Here is a 15,509-nt window from a genome sequence, read left to right as displayed (position 1 = left end):
AAGGCTGGCGAACCCAAGAAAAATCATGCGTTCGAGTGCTGCTCCAGAGGCCGCGGGCGATCATCCCGCCGCGGACCGCAAGCTCGTCCTCACCGCGCTCGGCGTCGTCTTCGGAGACATCAGCACCAGCCCGCTCTACGCACTGCGTGAGTGCTTCAGTCCCGATCACGGAATCGGAGTCAACAGCGAGAACGTCCTGGGACTGCTGTCGCTGATTCTCTGGTCGCTGATCCTCGTGATCTCGGTGAAGTACGTGACGCTCGTGCTGCGTGCGGACAATCGCGGCGAAGGCGGCGTGCTTGCGCTGAGTACGCTGCTGTCGAATGCGAGTCGCGACTGGCGCGTGTGGGGCCCCATCAGCGCCGTTGGGTTGTTCGGTGCCGCGCTTTTCTTCGGCGATGGATTCATCACGCCGGCGATTTCAGTGCTCAGCGCCATGGAAGGACTCACCGTCGCGACGCCGCAGCTCGAGCATTTCGTCGTGCCCGGGGCCATGCTGATCCTGTTCCTCCTGTTCCTGATGCAGAAGCGCGGCACGGGCGCGATGGGCCGACTGTTCGGCCCGATCACACTCGTGTGGCTTGCGACCCTCGCGCTGCTCGGGGTGCGCTGGATCGTCACCGAGCCGGGTGTGCTGCTCGCGATCAATCCGGTTCACGCGGTGATGTTCTTCGTTCACAACGGTGTCGCGGGCTTCCTCGTCCTCGCTTCCGTGTTCCTCGCCATCACCGGCGGCGAAGCACTTTATGCCGACATGGGTCACTTCGGCCGCTCGCCGATCCGGCGCGGCTGGTTCTGGATCGTGCTGCCGGCACTCGTGCTCAACTACTTCGGGCAAGGCGCGCTGCTGCTGCAGAATCCGAGTGCGATCTCGAACCCGTTCTACTTGCTTGCGCCCAGCTGGCTGCTGCCGTTGCTCATCATGCTCGCAACCGCGGCTACTGTGATCGCATCACAGGCCGTGATCTCCGGTGTGTTCTCCGTCACCCGGCAAGCGCTGAACCTGGGGTACCTGCCGCGCCTGCGCATCGAGCATTCGTCGGAGCACGAGATCGGCCAGGTGTACGTGCCGATGGTGAACTGGGTGCTGTTCATCGGCACGATGACGCTCGTGCTCGCCTATCAGTCATCGAGCGCGCTCGCTGGCGCATACGGCATCGCGATTTCGAGCACGATGCTGATCGACGGCATCCTCGTCATCATGTTGCTGAAGGTGCGCAAGGAACCACACTATCGGTTCTATATCGCGGTACTCGCGTTCATCGTGGCCATCGAGTTCGCGTTCTTCGCGGCAAACACATTCAAGCTCGACGACGGCGGCTGGCTGCCGGTCGCGGCGGCAGTCGTCGTCTATATATTGATGAGCACGTGGCAGGAAGGTCGCCGCACTCTGAACTGGCTGATCGCTCGCGAACAGATGCCAGTCCACGATTTCCTCGCGCTGCTGCAGAAAGATCCACCGCACATCGTGGAAGGCACAGCGGTGTATCTCGCGAGCGAAGCCGGCGGCATGCCGCGCGCGCTGCTCAACAACCTGCGATTCAATCGCGTCCTGCACGAACGCAACATCCTGCTGACGTTCGTGCGCCCCGAGTCGCCGTACGTGGCGCCGGAGGAGCGTATCGAAGTGCAGACGCTCGCCCCGAACCTGTGTCGCGTGATTGCACGCTACGGCTTCATGGAAACACCGAACGTCGTCGCCACTCTGCGCGCCGCCGAGGAGAAGGGGATCGAATACCAGGCCGAGTCGACGGTGTACGTCGTCGGCCGCGAGAACCCGGTATTCGCAATCGGCTCCGGCATGCCGCTCTGGCGCAAACGCCTGTTCGCCTTCATGGGCCGCAACAGCCAGCTGGCGGCGATTCACTTTGGCGTGCCGACGCACAGACTGCTGGAGGTCAGTAGTCTGGTGAAGCTGTGAGAGAGGGCTGCGAGCGGTGCGCCAGATGGAGGAACCCGTCTTCCGGTTCCGGCTCATAGCTTGTAGCTCACCGCTCATGGCCTCCTGCCCTCTCCTAGTGCACCCTCGCCGCGCCCTGCACCGCCGTGTGCTAGTTCAACAAATCCGCCATCTCGAGCACCGACTTCGCCACATCTCCCATACGGCGGTTGCGTTCCATCGCCATGCGACGGAGCGTGTGATACGCCTCGTCTTCGCTCAGGTTGCGGGCCTTCATCAGCAGGCCCTTGGCGCGCTCGACAAATTTGCGTTCGGTGAGTTTCTGCTGGGCGACGGAGAGCTCGCTGCGCAGGTCGGTCATCAGTTCGAAGCGTGCGAGCGCGACCTGGAAAATCGCAGGGACGCGCGCCGCGTTCAGCCCATCGACGACGTATGCCGCCGCACCGGCGCGAACCGCCTGGCTGATGGTCTGTTCTGAAGGATCCTCGGAAAAAATCACGAGCGGCAATGGCTTCTCGCCCATGGCATCGATGATGCGATCGAGCAGATCGATCTTCGGTGAATGGGTTTCCAGGACGATCGCATCGGGACGCGCCTGCTCCATCGCGGACGGCAGCGGACCATCCGGCGCAGCGACGTTCGCCGTTTCATGACCCGCCAGCAACAAGCCCCGGCGCACGATGTCCGCTCGTTCGGACGACTCGGCAATGACCAGTACACGCACGATGGGCGATCCAGTGGTTGGGATAGCCGGAGGGGTGCAAGGAGGATGCCAGGGGGGCTACGAGCGGCGAGCTATGAGCGGCGAGCCAGAATCGGAGGGGACGCAATGAGCGGCGAGTGGTGCCAGAGGCGAGGCTTCTTGATCTGGCTCGCAGCTCACCGCTCGCCGCTCATCGCTTCCTATTCCGCTTCCAGCCGTGGACCCGGATCAATAAACGATCTCGCCAACCCCACAAACGCGGGCAGCGGCGACCGAATCAGATACACCGGCACCGCGCTCAGGTACTCCGCGTATCGGCCCTTGTCCTCGAAACGATCACGGAAGGGCGAAGATTTGAACAATCGGCCCAGGTGCGGGACGACACCGCCGCCGATGTAGAGGCCGCCGACTGCACCGAGGGTGAGCACGAGGTTGCCCGCCATCGTGCCGAACAGGGCACAGAACATGTTCACGGCTTCGAGGCAGCGGGCGCAGGAGCCTTCGCTCGCGCGGCGCGTGATTTCTTTCGGCGTCAGTGCGTCAGGGACTTTGCGTTCGATCACGCTGATCGCTTCGTACAGGTTCACGAGGCCGGGGCCCGAGATCACGCGTTCGGCGGAGACATGCGAGAAGCGCTGATGCAGTTGCCGCAACACGGCCATCTCGCGCTCGTTCATCACTGACAGCGTCGCGTGACCGCCCTCGCCTTGCAGCGCGATCCAGTGCGAGCCCGAGGGAATGAGTCCCGAAACGCCGAGCCCCGTGCCGGGGCCGATCAATCCGATCGCCGCGTTCGGTACCGGACGACCGCCACCGATCGGTTCGAGCTCGCTCTCGGGCAGGTGTCTGACGGCCATCGCGAGCGCAGTGAAATCGTTTAGAAAGATGAGCCGCGAAAAACCAAGCTGCTGCCGCACGCGGGCGGCGGAGAACTGCCACACGTGATTGGTCATGCGAATGATGTCGCCGGTGATCGGGCCGGCAATCGCAACCGCGGCTTCGACGGGGCGTTTGCCCTTCTGCGCCGCACCGACCTGGGTCAGGTAGTGTTCGGCGGCGGAAACGAAATCAGGATAATCGGCGCAGGCGAGGACGATCTCATCCCGATGCGACTGACCCTCGAGCAGGGCGAAGCGTGCGTTGGTTCCGCCGATGTCTGCGATCAGCCGCGGCGCACTTTCAGGGCGACCAGTAGACATCAACCGGCACCTCTTTCTGATGCAGGACGGCGCGCACCGGCAACTCCGCGGTTGATCCGGGCATTCGTGCCCGCTGATAGACGTGCCACTTGGCTTCCCCCTCGATGTGCAAAATTATCCGTCGTGCATCCAGCAAAGCCGCGAGATTGAGGCTGACCCGCGCATGCGGCGCCTTCAGCGCATTCACCGCGACACATCCCGGCGGCGCGCTGGGATCCAACGCGCGGGCCAGGGTCATCGATCCGGGAAAGAGCGAGGCGGTGTGTCCGTCCTCTCCCATTCCCAGCAGGACCACATCGAACGGCCGCGGCACGCGACTCAGTGCGCGCCATGACCAGTCCGCCCCGGCTTCCGGCGTCGGCGCCGGATTCTTCAATCCCACGAAATGCGCATCGGCGGCCAGATCCTTGCCCAGATGCTCACGCATCATGCGCTCGTTGCTTTCTTCCGCGGTCGTCTCGACCCAGCGCTCATCCGCCAGCGTCACCCAGACCTTGGACCACTCGAGCTTTTCCGTTCGCAACTGCCCGAAGAGCTTGAGCGGCGTGCGCCCACCCGACACGACGAGACTCGCCGCCTTGCGCACACCGATCGCTTCCTCGAGATCGACGCGCAATTCCCCCGCCAGCGCATGCGCCAGCGCCGTCGAATCAGGAAAGCGGTGTTCGTGAACCCAGCGGGAAGGCATGTCGGAGAAGCGGTTGGCGGTCAGCGGTTGGCGGTTAGTAAGAGGCAGAGCTTACGCGATCACTGGCGGCAAAGCTTAGCGTGCCCGGCCAGATCCGCCGGTTTCCTATTCTGAACCAACCGCCAACCGCCAACCGCTAACCGCTAACCGCTAACCGCTGCTCCTAAAGCTCATTGCTCCACGCAAACCCATCCCGCCCGATCAACGCGCTGGCCGCAGCGGGTCCCCAGCTGCCGGCGGTGTAGGACTTCGGTGACTCACCATATTGTTCCCAGGCTTCGCGGATCGGATCGATCCACTGCCAGGCGGCGTCCAGTTCGTCACGGCGCATGAACAGAGTGAGGTTGCCCTTGATCACGTCGGTCAGCAGGCGCTCGTACGCGTCGAGCATCCGGGTCTTGAACGTCTCGCTGAAATCCAGGCCGAGGCTGACCGGCTTGAGGAACATGCCTTCGCCTGGATTCTTCGCCAGCACGCTCAGCGTGATGCTCTCGTCGGGCTGGAGCTGAATCACGAGCCGGTTCAGGGAATGCGGTTTGTCGGGGCGTTCGTAGATCGACAGCGGAATGTCTTCGAACGTGATTGCGATTTCGGACAGCTTCTCCTGCAGGCGCTTGCCCGTGCGCAGATAGAAGGGCACGCCGGCCCAGCGCCACGAGTCGATCTCGCATTTCAAGGCGACGAATGTTTCGGTGGAGCTGCCCGCGGGCACGTCTTTCTCGGCGAGATAGCCGACGACCGGCGCGCCATTCACCGCGCCCGACTTGTACTGACCGCGAACCGTCTTCGCGAGCACCTCGCGGCCGCTCATCGGACGCAGCGCGCGCAGCACCTTGAGCTTCTCGTCGCGCATCGCATCCGGATTGCCGGATTGCGGCGGCTCCATCGCGATGATGCAGAGCAGTTGCAGCAGGTGGTTCTGGACCATGTCGCGCAACGCACCGGTCTGGTCGTAGAACCCGGCGCGACGTTCGACACCGAGGTTCTCGGCGACGGTGATCTGAACATGCTGGATGCGGCCCCGCTTCCACAACGGCTCGAACAGCATGTTGCCGAAGCGCAGCGCCAGCAGGTTTTGCACCGTCTCTTTGCCGAGATAGTGATCGATGCGGAAAATCTGTTGTTCGGTGAAGATCGCGCCGACGCGCTCGTTGATCAGAGCGGAGGATGCACGGTCGTGGCCGAGCGGCTTCTCCAGCACGACGCGGGAGCACGACGTCACCAGGTTGTTACGGGCCAGTCCTTCGCAGATCGGCGCAAACAGATCCGGAGCCGTCGAGAGAAAGAATGCGCGCTCGCACTTCTCGCGGCCATTGAACGACTCGGCGAACGCTTTGAAATCGCCTTCGACGTTGGCGTCGATCTTGAAGTACGTCAGCTGCCCCGAGAAGCGGGCCCACTGCTTCGCATCGAACTCGCCGCCGACGTGTGCCTTGCAGCTCGTCTCGACCTGCGCGAGATATTCCTCCCGCGAGATTTCGCTGCGTGCCACGCCAATGATGCGCGAATCGGCGGACAGCTGACCGGCGACCATGCGCCGATAGAGTGCAGGAAGCAGTTTGCGCAGGGCGAGGTCGCCCGTGCCGCCAAAGAGGATCAGATCGAAATTCGGGAGCGGTTGCATGCATTACCTGTGGTCGTTCGAGGCGCCGGTAAGGTACAGCCCGCTGTTTCCGGTCGCAAACGGGACGACGTTCGGGGGCCTGATTTCCGCAGTTCCGGCTCCATGAATTCGTATGCATTGCGTCGGCCGTTTTCCCGGGGCTGAAAGCGGTTTCAGTGCGCGGATTCGCATTCCGGATCACGGAATTTACGTACCGGGACGCGTCGCACTGCCGCAGGCGCAGCGAGTGCGAGGTTGGACCTGACTCTCTACAATCGACTGTATACCCCGCGTCCTCTTCCCCGACCCGTTGCCCTCGCCTGGAGTACCGCTTTGACCGCGCCCCTGAACGACCGCGTCCGCATCGTCACCTCGAGAATTCGCGAGCGCAGCAAAGACACGCGCTCCGACTATCTGGAGCGGATGGATGACGCGCGGCGGCGCGAGACGACGCGGGCATCGCTGGCTTGTACCAACCTGGCGCACGGCTTCGCTGCTTCGAATCCTGCGGACAAGGAAGCACTGAAACAGATGCGATGGCCGAATCTCGCCATCGTGTCCTCCTACAACGACATGCTTTCGGCGCATCAACCGCTCGATCGCTATCCGCAGCTCATCAAGCTCGCCGCGCGCGAAGCTGGAGCAGTCGCGCAGTTCGCCGGCGGCGTGCCCGCAATGTGCGATGGCGTCACGCAGGGCCAGCCCGGCATGGAGCTGTCGCTGTTCAGTCGCGATGTGATCGCGATGTCCACGGCCATCGCGCTGTCGCACAACATGTTCGATGCGACGCTGTGCCTCGGCGTCTGCGACAAGATCGTCCCGGGCCTTTTGATGGGTGCGCTGACGTTCGGCCACCTGCCGACGATCTTCGTGCCGGCCGGACCGATGCCCTCCGGTATTCCCAACAAGGAGAAGGCGCGCACCCGGCAATTGTTCGCGGAGGGCAAAGTCGGCCGCGATGCCTTGCTCGAGTCGGAGGCACAGAGCTATCACTCGGCGGGTACCTGCACGTTCTACGGCACCGCCAACAGCAACCAGATGCTGATGGAGGTCATGGGCCTGCATCTTCCCGGCGCAGCGTTCGTATCGCCCAACACGCCGCTGCGCGATGCGCTCACGAGCGAAGCCGCGAAGCGCGTTTCACGTATCACTTCGCTCGGCGAGAATTACTTGCCGCTTGCCCGCACGATCGACGAACGCGCGATCGTCAACGCCATCGTGGGTCTGCTCGCAACGGGCGGGTCGACGAATCACACGCTGCATCTCGTCGCGATGGCACGCGCTGCGGGCATCGTCATCAACTGGGATGATTTCAGCGACCTGTCGGAAGTGGTGCCGCTCCTCGCGCGCATCTATCCGAACGGCAGCGCCGACGTGAATCACTTCCACGCCGCTGGCGGCATGGGATTCCTGATTCGCGAACTGCTGTCGGCCGGCCTGCTCCACGGCGACACGACGACGGTGATGGGTACAGGACTGCGTGCCTACACACAGGAACCCTGGCTTTCGCCGAATGGCCTCGCCTGGCGCGATGCGCCTGCAGCAACGGGCGATCGCGATGTGCTTCGCCCGGTCACTGATCCGTTCGGTACCGATGGCGGCCTGAAGCTGCTGCAAGGCAATCTCGGCCGCGCAGTGATCAAGACGTCCGCCGTGCACGCGCATCATCGCGTCGTTGAAGCACCCGCCGCGGTGTTCGAAGACCAGGAAGACGTCATGAAAGCCTTCAAGGCCGGCGACCTCAATCGCGATTGCATCGTCGTCGTCCGCTACCAGGGTCCGAAGGCGAACGGCATGCCGGAACTGCATCAATTGACGCCGGCACTGACATCCCTGCAAAGCAAGGGCTTCAAAGTGGCCCTCGTCACCGACGGCCGCATGTCCGGCGCGTCAGGCGCGGTTCCCGCAGCGATTCACCTCACACCCGAAAGCCTCTCGGGCGGCCCACTCGCGCGCGTCCAGAACGGCGACGTGATCACGCTCGACAGTTTCTCCGGCGCACTGCAGGTGCACGTCGCTGATGACGTACTCGCTCGCCGCGCCACGACCGCCCCCGACCTCAGCCGCAACAACCACGGCGTCGGCCGGGAACTCTTCGCCACCTTCCGCGCCGCCGCCGGCGACGCGGAGATGGGGGCGATTGCAAGCATGTAGGAGGAGCGGTTGGCGGTTAGTTCAGAAGGGACTTCGCTTCATCGCCGCACTGCCGGTGCTACTCTCCATGCCTGAATCTCGGGTCTTTTCTTGCTAACCGCCAACCGCCAACCGCCAACCGCTATGTCTGTCAGAACCACCCTCGCCATCGCTCCCGTCATTCCCGTCCTCACCATCGAGAAGGTGGAACACGCCGTGCCGCTCGCGAAGGCGCTCGCGGCGGGTGGATTGCGGGTACTCGAAGTGACGCTGCGAACACCAGCATGCCTGCCGGCGATCGAAGCAATGCGCAAGTCAGTGCCTGAAGCCGTTGTGGGTGTCGGCACGATCACACGCGCGGAAGATTTCGTGTCGTCGGCGAACGCCGGTGCGCAATTCGGCGTGAGTCCCGGACTGACTGCCGAGCTCGCCGCTGCGGCGAAGAAGGCACCGTTTCCGCTGCTTCCTGGAATCATGACGCCGAGCGAGCTGATCGCCGGTCTGGGCTGGGGCTTCGATACGTTCAAGCTCTTCCCGGCTCAGCAGGCGGGCGGTGTGAACATGCTGAAAGCGCTGAATGGCCCGTTCCCCGACATCGTGTTCTGTCCGACCGGCGGCATCACGCGTGCGACCGCACCGGATTTTCTCGACCTGCCCAATGTGGCGTGTATCGGCGGCTCGTGGGTGGCACCAGCCGACAAGGTCCGGGCGGGGGACTGGAAGGGAATCGAGGAGCTGGCGAGGGATGCGGCGGAGATGAGGAGGCGCTGACGAGGCAATAGCCACAGGCGGAGCCTTATTGGCTGGCCGCCTTCTTCAGTTCTTCGGGCGGCGGTGGATCCGCAAGCAGTTCCAGCTGGAACGTCTCTTCCGCGGCCGGCGTGGACGGCGCCTCGAGCGGCAGCGCCGCAGGCGGCGCCTCTCCGAACTTCAACTCGAGATTCATCGTGTCGGGTTCGGTGGGCGCTGAATCCATTGCCGGTACGGCTGCCGGCGACTGTACCGGCGCTGCCAGCGGAGCTGGCGCCGGAGACGCGGCAACCGCGGTGACAGGCTTGCTCTCGACAACCGGAGCCGCGGGTTCGATGACCTGCGCGAAGATGATCCCGGTCTCCATCAACTTCAGTTCGATCTCGTCCGCAGCGACTGAACTCTCGACCGGGTTGCTCTCGATTGCAGCGGGCCTTGGCGACTCGACAGGCTGCACGACCGCAGGGGCGATCGGTGCGACGCTCTTCGTTTCGATCGGCATCCTGGCCGGTTTGCTTTCCGCTGGCGGAGCCGCAACCTGAGGCGCTGCTGTTACTGCAGCAACCGTCGCTGCGACAGCAGGCTTCGATTCCTTCGGCGCTGGCACCGGTGCCGCAGCCATCTCCGGCGTCTTCACGGGCGCAAGCGCGGGGAGCTTGTCGCCGGTCTGGTACTCCTCAGGCGTGAGCAGATCTTCCATGTCGTCCGCGACACCGCGAGCCCGCTCTGTCATTGCCGACTGGGTGCTGGCCTTGGAATTCGCCTGATCCGATTCGAAGATCTCGAGAACGTCGCCTTCGCGCGGCGGCGGCGCTGCCACCACCTCTGGTTCCGGCGCCGGATCGGCCTTGTATTTCTTGTACGACACCGACGAGGCCTGGACCTTCGACTCGATCGAATCCGGATCGGACAGGTCGGTCATCGACACGTTGTCCACGGTCTTGGACTTCGAGCTCACCTTCGCGATGATCTGCATGTCCGACGGCGGCGCTGGGATCGCCGCATCGATCTCCTGCGTCGGCACGTCTTCCGCCGCGAGTGCGTTGCGTCCGACGATATCGAAGTACATCTGCAGGTACTTCTGCATCGAACGTACGGGTACGAAATTGTTGAGGGCGTGTTTGCGAGCACCCTGCGCCATGAACGCGCGCTTGTCCGCTGGCATCTGCATGATGCGCGTGATCCCGCGAATGAAGGCTGCCGGACTGCCAGGTTCGACGGCTACGCCGAACTGTCCGATCACTTCGCCCTGGCCGCCCATGCCGGTGCCGACGCAAGGGACGCCGCACAGCATCGCCATCACGAGGGTCATGCGGCCGTTGTCGGTCTGCGAACTCGAGCAGGCGACGTCGCATGCGTTGAAGAACGACGACATGTCCGACCATTCGCCGAGCAGGTGGGTACGCGTACCCATCGTGCCGCCGCCCACGAGCGCCATCAGCGCGCCGTTGCCCTTCTGAACGCCGTGACCCGCGAGCAGGAGCGCAATGTGCGGATTCGTCTTGACCAACTCGCCGACCGCCTTGATGAGCGTCGCATGGTCGTGCACCGGCAGGAACGGAGCGGCCATGCCGATGACGAAAGCTTCGCCGCCGAGTCCCAGCTGCTCACGTACCTTCTTGCGCGCAGCGAAGTCCGGCTTGAAACGGATGGGATCCACGCCCGGCGGAACCACAACGTGCCCGCCATCCGGGAAACCGGCGCGGCGATGCAGAACGGCCGAAGCTTCTGATGTGTAGACGATGCGCTCGGGCTTCGCCGAGCGCTTCGCGAGCCACTTGAGTTTCTGGTTGTCGATGAAGCCCGCGTCCTTCGGCAGCGGCGCTGTCTCGCCGGCGCTCCAGACCACTTTCGGTTCCCATTCGCATCGCGAAGACACGGCGAGCGAAACGAGCTGGGCCGTATGACCCCATGCCTGGATCACGTCGGGACGGAATTGTTCGGCCACCTTCATGAGCTCGCCCAAGGCGCCGAGCGAGAATCGCTTGCGGGAGAGCGCAACGTCGTGGACGGGAATACCGTTCTGGCGCAGGACCGCACCCGCGGTGAAACCAGGCGCGAGCGACACCACCTGCGTCTTGACGCGATGCTTGGGCATCCGCGTCAGCAGGGGCATGAAGAGTGCCTGCTGGGTCGTACCGCTTACTCCGGCGGTACTCACCACGTGCAGCACTCGCAATGGTCGGATGTTTCCTTCGGCCACGATGAGCGAGTCAGGTCGATGCAATAAGCAAAATCGTAGCGTAGTGCTTCGGCCGACGGGACGCGCGCCTTACGAATTGTTAAACCGGCCACATTTCGGGGGTGACAAGAATTGGCAGGTCGTTAAGTGCATCACAAAGAAGAGGCGCTATCCGCTATCTGCTCGCCTCTGCCGTGACTCCGCCGATCAGCACCATCCGCATCGCTTCCTCGACGGACAGCTGCGTCTCCTCGAGGTCCGACTTGTGCAGGTACAGCGTGTAACCGCCGATCTGGTAGCTCATCGGAAAGTACACGGCCACGATGTCCTCGCCGTCGGATCCGAACAGCCGGGGATTGAGATGATCCTCGGTGACGAAACCGACCAGCCGCGCGGAATTGAATCGCCAAAGGACCACGCGCTTCAGATCGCGTCCCTTGCCGCCCGCTGGCAGGAAGCGCGTGAAGTCCTTCAGCGCGCCGAAGACCGTCTTCACGATCGGGATGCGGGCGAGCAGCGACTCGCCGAACCGGAACAGCCGACGAACGATGTACGCATCGACTATGACCCCGACCAGCAGGATCAGCACGAACGCGACGATCAGACCGAGGCCGGGCCAATAGTGATCGCGCGGCAGAACGACCCGCAGCGGCCCGCTCAGGATCGACTCCGCCGTCGTGGCCAGCCAGAAGACCACGTAAATGGTCAGAGCGACCGGCAGCACTGCTGCCAGGCCTTTCAGAAACGTATTCCAGAGTCGCCGCATGATCTCCCCGCTGCGCGGCTGCGCGCGATTACCTGGAACAAGTATGCGGTGCTGTGTGCGCTAAGAGAAATCCGAACGCTGCGGTGCTGTCACTCCCGCGTACGCGGGAGTCCATCTGGTATCCGATGGATTCCCGCTTTCGCGGGAAATGACTGAGGTGCGTCAAGTACACTTGCCTCCTGCTGAGCTTGACGCGCCGACCTGAATCCTTCCTGCCGTATCGTCTCGATGCCCTCCTTCGCAACAGTACCGCCCCATTTCAGGACGCTGGTCGTCGTCATCGGACTCTGTGTCTTCGGGCACGGCTTCGCGCGGGAAGCGCCGCCGGCGCCGCCTTCCATCGTTCGCGCCATGAAACAGGCCGGTATTCCGGATCGGAACGTCAGCATCTACGTTCGGGATGCCGGCACCGATGAGGCCGTGATCGATCTCAACGGCGATCGGCTGCGCAGCCCCGCATCGACCATCAAGGTGATGACGACCTTCGTCGCCCTCGACATGCTCGGTCCGTCCTATACCTGGAAGACCCGCGTCTATCGGCGCGGCCGGCTCGCGAATGGCGTGCTGACGGGCGATCTGATCCTGGTCGGCGGCGGTGATCCCTACATGACCAGCGAGCGTTGGTGGAGCTTCGTCCAGGCGCTCCGCGAGACGGGGATCGCGAAGATCACCGGCGACATCATCATCGACAACACCTACTTCGCGCCGATCGTTGCGTCGCGTGGCGACTTCGACGATCAGCCCTGGCGCAGCTACAACGTGCTGCCCGATGCGCTCATGGTGAACTTCCAGACGTCGCGCTTCACGCTCAACGTGAATCCGCAGCGCATCCGTCCGCAGATCGCCGTGAATCCGCTGCCGTCGAATCTCGTCGTCAGGAATCTCGCGCAGGTCGGCACCGGAAAATGCGACGGCTACAACCGCGGCATCAGCTTCACGACGCCGGAGCCGAACGATCCCGCGACGATTGCAGTCAGCGGAACGCTGCCCGCCTCGTGCGGCCGCTTCTCCATCAGTCGCGCGATCATGACCGCGCCCGACTACGCCTACGGAACGTTCCGCACGATGTGGACGCAGTCAGGCGGAGCCATCGACGGCGGATTGCGCGTGGCACCGCTGCCCGCTGACGCGGTCCTGCACTACGAGCACGATTCGCTGCCGCTGCCGGAGATCATCCGGCTCGTCAACAAGTTCTCCAACAACCTGATGGCGAGACATCTGCTGCTCACGCTCGGCGCGGAACGCTTCGGCGCTCCGGCGACGACTCAGAACGGTCGCGAAGCGATTCGGCTGTGGCTGGAGGAACATGACATCCGCATGCCTGGCTTCGCGCTCGACAACGGCTCCGGTCTATCGCGAGACGAACGCGTGACCGCGCGAGGAATGGCTGACCTCCTCGACATCGCGTGGCATAGCCCTTTCATGCCGGAGTTCGCAGCGTCGCTGCCGTTGTCGGCAACCGATGGCACATTGCGCAATCGATTCCGTGCCGCCGGCATGCAGGGCCGCTTGCGCATGAAGACAGGACGCATCGACGACGTCAGCGGGCTCGCGGGTTTCGTGAATGCGGCTTCCGGCAAGACTTACGTCGTCGTCATTCTGGTCAATCATCCCGGCGCACAGAACGGCTCGGCGGAGATCATTCAGAGCGAACTGATCCGCTGGGTCTTCGGCCAGTGAGAAGACCGGTGAAATCCGCCGTGCGCGGGAACTTTTCTCGATGGGAAAATTGCGCGTAGGCTTTTTCTCTGCTGATTCTGTTGCGCGTACGCCGCGTCTCCCGCCGACACAACCATGCTCTGCGCACCTGCAGGAACCGCATTGCACTCCGCGCGTTGTGACAGCACGCGCTATGTGGGTCGATTTCGCAACACCGTCGTTGCTGCCCGCAAAGCAGATCAATGTGAAAGGAGACGAGCATGAGTCGACCCAGCATGAATCCACTTCTGGCAACAGCAACGTTGTTCGCACTGACGGGCACATGGACCGCGGCAGCGCATGCAGAGAACGAGAAAGGCTTCTACGTCGGTGGCGGCGTAGGTCAATTCAACGTGCAGATCGACGACGTCGACGACACCGACGAGGCGATCGAGCGGCTCGATGACGACGATACTTCCTGGAAGCTTTTCGCCGGCTACCGCTTCAACCCCTATATCTCGGTCGAAGCCGCATACATCGACTTCGGCGGTCCGTCCGACACCTTCGAAGCCAACGGTTCGAGCGGCGACTACCAGATCGAGCTGAGCGGCTTCGCACCGTACGTCATCGGCACGCTGCCGCTGGGTCCGGTCGAATTGTTCGCGAAGGCCGGCTACTACTTCTATGACGTGGACGTCACGGCCGACTTCGACGATCTGGGCGGCGACGTGTTCAGCTCGAGCGACAGCGGCGAGGACTTCCTCTACGGCGTCGGCGTCGGTGCGACGTTCTTCGAGCACCTGCATGCCCGACTCGAGTACGAGAAGATCGACTCCAACGATGTCGATGATGCCGACGCGATCTGGCTCTCGGGCGCGTGGCGGTTCTGATCGCCTGACGTCTGCAGGCGCCTGAATAGAGGGTGGCTCACGGGAGTGAGTCACCCTCTGCTGGTTCACAAGCCCAGTTCGGCAAGCCTTCCCTTCAGCTCGTCGACCGATCCCCAGGAAAGGATCTTCGAGTTCTTCCGTTCGTCGGGAGGATTGCGTTCCAACTGATCCGACCAGCCGCCGCATCCCGTCAGCGGAAGCAGCGGACGACGATGCAGCCAGGCGAGGCAGACCTCTGAAATCGTGCCCGCTCGTCCGCCGATCACGATGCAGGCATCGCCCGCCAGCGCCATCAGCAGGTTTCTCGCGTCTCCCATGCCGCATGGAATCAGCACGCTGCAGGGCCAGTCCTTCAGGCCGATGTCATCCGAAGGCACGATGCTGACGACGAGTCCGCCCGCGGCAAGAGCCCGCTCAGCCGCAACTCGCGTGGCGGGGCTTCCGCAACCACTCACGACGGTGATGCCGGCTCGCGCGAGCATCTCGCCCGCGGCGCCCGCAAGTTCATAGGCCGGCGATCCCGGTTCAGCGCTGCCGAGAATGCAAACCTGGCCCGCCCTGCGCGGAATGGAATCGAGTTGGGTCATTGCGTGTCCGTAGGGGGCTGCGTCTGTCGCGAGATCATAGAAGAAACGTCGCGCTCGCGGCACGGATCTACGGACCTACCCCGCTGCGACGGCCTCGATCTCCAGCTTCCAGTTCGGCTCGAGCAACTGACAGCAGACAACCGTCGATGAAACCCGATGCCCGCCGAGTTGCGCTGCCCGCATGCGCGCGTTCGGCTCGTCAAATTTCGGATCAGCCAGATACGTCCGCAGCGAGACCAGGTTCTCGATAGTCATGTTGGCCGAGGCGAGGATCGTTCGTATGTGCTTCCAGATCAGCTCTGCCTGCGCCTCGAACGTCTCGGGCATCGTCACCCCGTCGCGTTCGAATCCATTGAGTCCGCTGATGAACAGCAGGCGTGCCCCGCCTATGATCTCCGTCGCGTGGACGTAACCGCGATACGGCGGGAACAGCTCGGACGGGTTGTGCTGAATGATCGCCAAAATGACCT

Annotated in this window: 13 protein-coding genes; 5 read left to right on the top strand and 8 right to left on the bottom strand. The window is 63.4% G+C overall.

Translation table 11 applies throughout. From position 1 onward, the window contains the following. The first annotated feature begins 25 nt into the window (after nucleotides 1-25). Nucleotides 26-1,921, top strand: coding sequence for a potassium transporter Kup (locus HNQ60_RS19645; RefSeq protein ID WP_184334493.1), 1,896 nt, complete (start codon nucleotides 26-28; stop codon nucleotides 1,919-1,921). A gap of 130 nt (nucleotides 1,922-2,051) precedes the next feature. Here the strand turns inward: HNQ60_RS19645 and HNQ60_RS19640 are convergent, their stop codons facing one another. The 4 genes from HNQ60_RS19640 to zwf all read right to left on the bottom strand — a co-directional run bounded on the left by HNQ60_RS19640 (nucleotide 2,052) and on the right by zwf (nucleotide 6,114). Further along, the gene (locus tag HNQ60_RS19640; protein WP_184334492.1) at nucleotides 2,052-2,624 is read right to left on the bottom strand and encodes an ANTAR domain-containing response regulator; all 573 of its coding nucleotides are present in this window, start codon (nucleotides 2,622-2,624) and stop codon (nucleotides 2,052-2,054) included. Between the two features lie 179 nt (nucleotides 2,625-2,803). Continuing rightward, a complete protein-coding gene (locus tag HNQ60_RS19635) occupies nucleotides 2,804-3,802 on the bottom strand; it encodes a glucokinase (protein ID WP_184334491.1) in 999 nt (332 codons plus the stop codon). Beyond that, nucleotides 3,783-4,490 carry a 6-phosphogluconolactonase gene (gene pgl, locus HNQ60_RS19630; RefSeq protein WP_184334490.1) on the bottom strand — a complete coding sequence of 236 codons (708 nt, stop codon included), beginning with the start codon at nucleotides 4,488-4,490 and terminating at the stop codon, nucleotides 3,783-3,785. Before pgl ends, HNQ60_RS19635 begins: the two co-directional genes overlap by 20 nt. A gap of 163 nt (nucleotides 4,491-4,653) precedes the next feature. Next, nucleotides 4,654-6,114, bottom strand: a complete 1,461-nt coding sequence (zwf, locus tag HNQ60_RS19625) for a glucose-6-phosphate dehydrogenase (RefSeq protein ID WP_184334489.1) — start codon at nucleotides 6,112-6,114, stop codon at nucleotides 4,654-4,656. 312 nt (nucleotides 6,115-6,426) lie between these two features. On the opposite strand from zwf, the gene edd reads away from it, so the two are divergent. Further along, the gene (gene edd / locus HNQ60_RS19620; RefSeq protein ID WP_184334488.1) at nucleotides 6,427-8,247 is read left to right on the top strand and encodes a phosphogluconate dehydratase; all 1,821 of its coding nucleotides are present in this window, start codon (nucleotides 6,427-6,429) and stop codon (nucleotides 8,245-8,247) included. A 123-nt stretch (nucleotides 8,248-8,370) separates the two neighbouring features. Next, complete coding sequence (gene eda, locus HNQ60_RS19615; RefSeq protein ID WP_184334487.1) at nucleotides 8,371-8,997, top strand: bifunctional 4-hydroxy-2-oxoglutarate aldolase/2-dehydro-3-deoxy-phosphogluconate aldolase; 627 nt, start codon at nucleotides 8,371-8,373, stop codon at nucleotides 8,995-8,997. A gap of 25 nt (nucleotides 8,998-9,022) precedes the next feature. Here eda and HNQ60_RS19610 read toward each other — a convergent pair whose 3' ends face one another. Beyond that, nucleotides 9,023-11,203, bottom strand: a complete 2,181-nt coding sequence (locus HNQ60_RS19610; RefSeq protein WP_184334486.1) for a glycosyltransferase — start codon at nucleotides 11,201-11,203, stop codon at nucleotides 9,023-9,025. Between the two features lie 130 nt (nucleotides 11,204-11,333). Beyond that, nucleotides 11,334-11,924, bottom strand: a complete 591-nt coding sequence (locus HNQ60_RS19605) for a DUF502 domain-containing protein (protein ID WP_184334485.1) — start codon at nucleotides 11,922-11,924, stop codon at nucleotides 11,334-11,336. Nucleotides 11,925-12,152: 228 nt separating this feature from the next. Between HNQ60_RS19605 and dacB the strand changes: the two genes are divergently transcribed. Together dacB and HNQ60_RS19595 are read left to right on the top strand one after the other, a co-directional pair. Further along, complete coding sequence (dacB, locus tag HNQ60_RS19600) at nucleotides 12,153-13,604, top strand: D-alanyl-D-alanine carboxypeptidase/D-alanyl-D-alanine endopeptidase (RefSeq protein ID WP_184334484.1); 1,452 nt, start codon at nucleotides 12,153-12,155, stop codon at nucleotides 13,602-13,604. Between the two features lie 239 nt (nucleotides 13,605-13,843). Then, nucleotides 13,844-14,452 carry a porin family protein gene (locus HNQ60_RS19595; RefSeq protein ID WP_184334483.1) on the top strand — a complete coding sequence of 203 codons (609 nt, stop codon included), beginning with the start codon at nucleotides 13,844-13,846 and terminating at the stop codon, nucleotides 14,450-14,452. 65 nt (nucleotides 14,453-14,517) lie between these two features. Here the strand turns inward: HNQ60_RS19595 and HNQ60_RS19590 are convergent, their stop codons facing one another. Together HNQ60_RS19590 and HNQ60_RS19585 are read right to left on the bottom strand one after the other, a co-directional pair. Next, nucleotides 14,518-15,039, bottom strand: a complete 522-nt coding sequence (locus tag HNQ60_RS19590; RefSeq protein WP_184334482.1) for an SLOG cluster 4 domain-containing protein — start codon at nucleotides 15,037-15,039, stop codon at nucleotides 14,518-14,520. Between the two features lie 75 nt (nucleotides 15,040-15,114). Further along, nucleotides 15,115-15,501: a RidA family protein gene (locus tag HNQ60_RS19585; RefSeq protein WP_184334481.1), complete on the bottom strand. Its 387-nt coding sequence runs from the start codon at nucleotides 15,499-15,501 to the stop codon at nucleotides 15,115-15,117. Nucleotides 15,502-15,509: the final 8 nt, after the last annotated feature.

This window comes from Povalibacter uvarum, from assembly GCF_014202975.1.
GTDB lineage: Bacteria > Pseudomonadota > Gammaproteobacteria > Steroidobacterales > Steroidobacteraceae > Steroidobacter > Steroidobacter uvarum.
This window is presented reverse-complemented; position numbering and strand designations above follow the sequence as displayed.

Coding starts and splice junctions, on each gene's coding strand:
- zwf (WP_184334489.1), bottom strand. CDS start 6,114: ATGCAACCGCTCCCGAATTTCGATCTGATCCTCTTTGGCGGCACGGGC.
- eda (WP_184334487.1), top strand. CDS start 8,371: ATGTCTGTCAGAACCACCCTCGCCATCGCTCCCGTCATTCCCGTCCTC.
- HNQ60_RS19645 (WP_184334493.1), top strand. CDS start 26: ATGCGTTCGAGTGCTGCTCCAGAGGCCGCGGGCGATCATCCCGCCGCG.
- dacB (WP_184334484.1), top strand. CDS start 12,153: ATGCCCTCCTTCGCAACAGTACCGCCCCATTTCAGGACGCTGGTCGTC.
- HNQ60_RS19635 (WP_184334491.1), bottom strand. CDS start 3,802: ATGTCTACTGGTCGCCCTGAAAGTGCGCCGCGGCTGATCGCAGACATC.
- HNQ60_RS19605 (WP_184334485.1), bottom strand. CDS start 11,924: ATGCGGCGACTCTGGAATACGTTTCTGAAAGGCCTGGCAGCAGTGCTG.
- HNQ60_RS19590 (WP_184334482.1), bottom strand. CDS start 15,039: ATGACCCAACTCGATTCCATTCCGCGCAGGGCGGGCCAGGTTTGCATT.
- pgl (WP_184334490.1), bottom strand. CDS start 4,490: ATGCCTTCCCGCTGGGTTCACGAACACCGCTTTCCTGATTCGACGGCG.
- HNQ60_RS19595 (WP_184334483.1), top strand. CDS start 13,844: ATGAGTCGACCCAGCATGAATCCACTTCTGGCAACAGCAACGTTGTTC.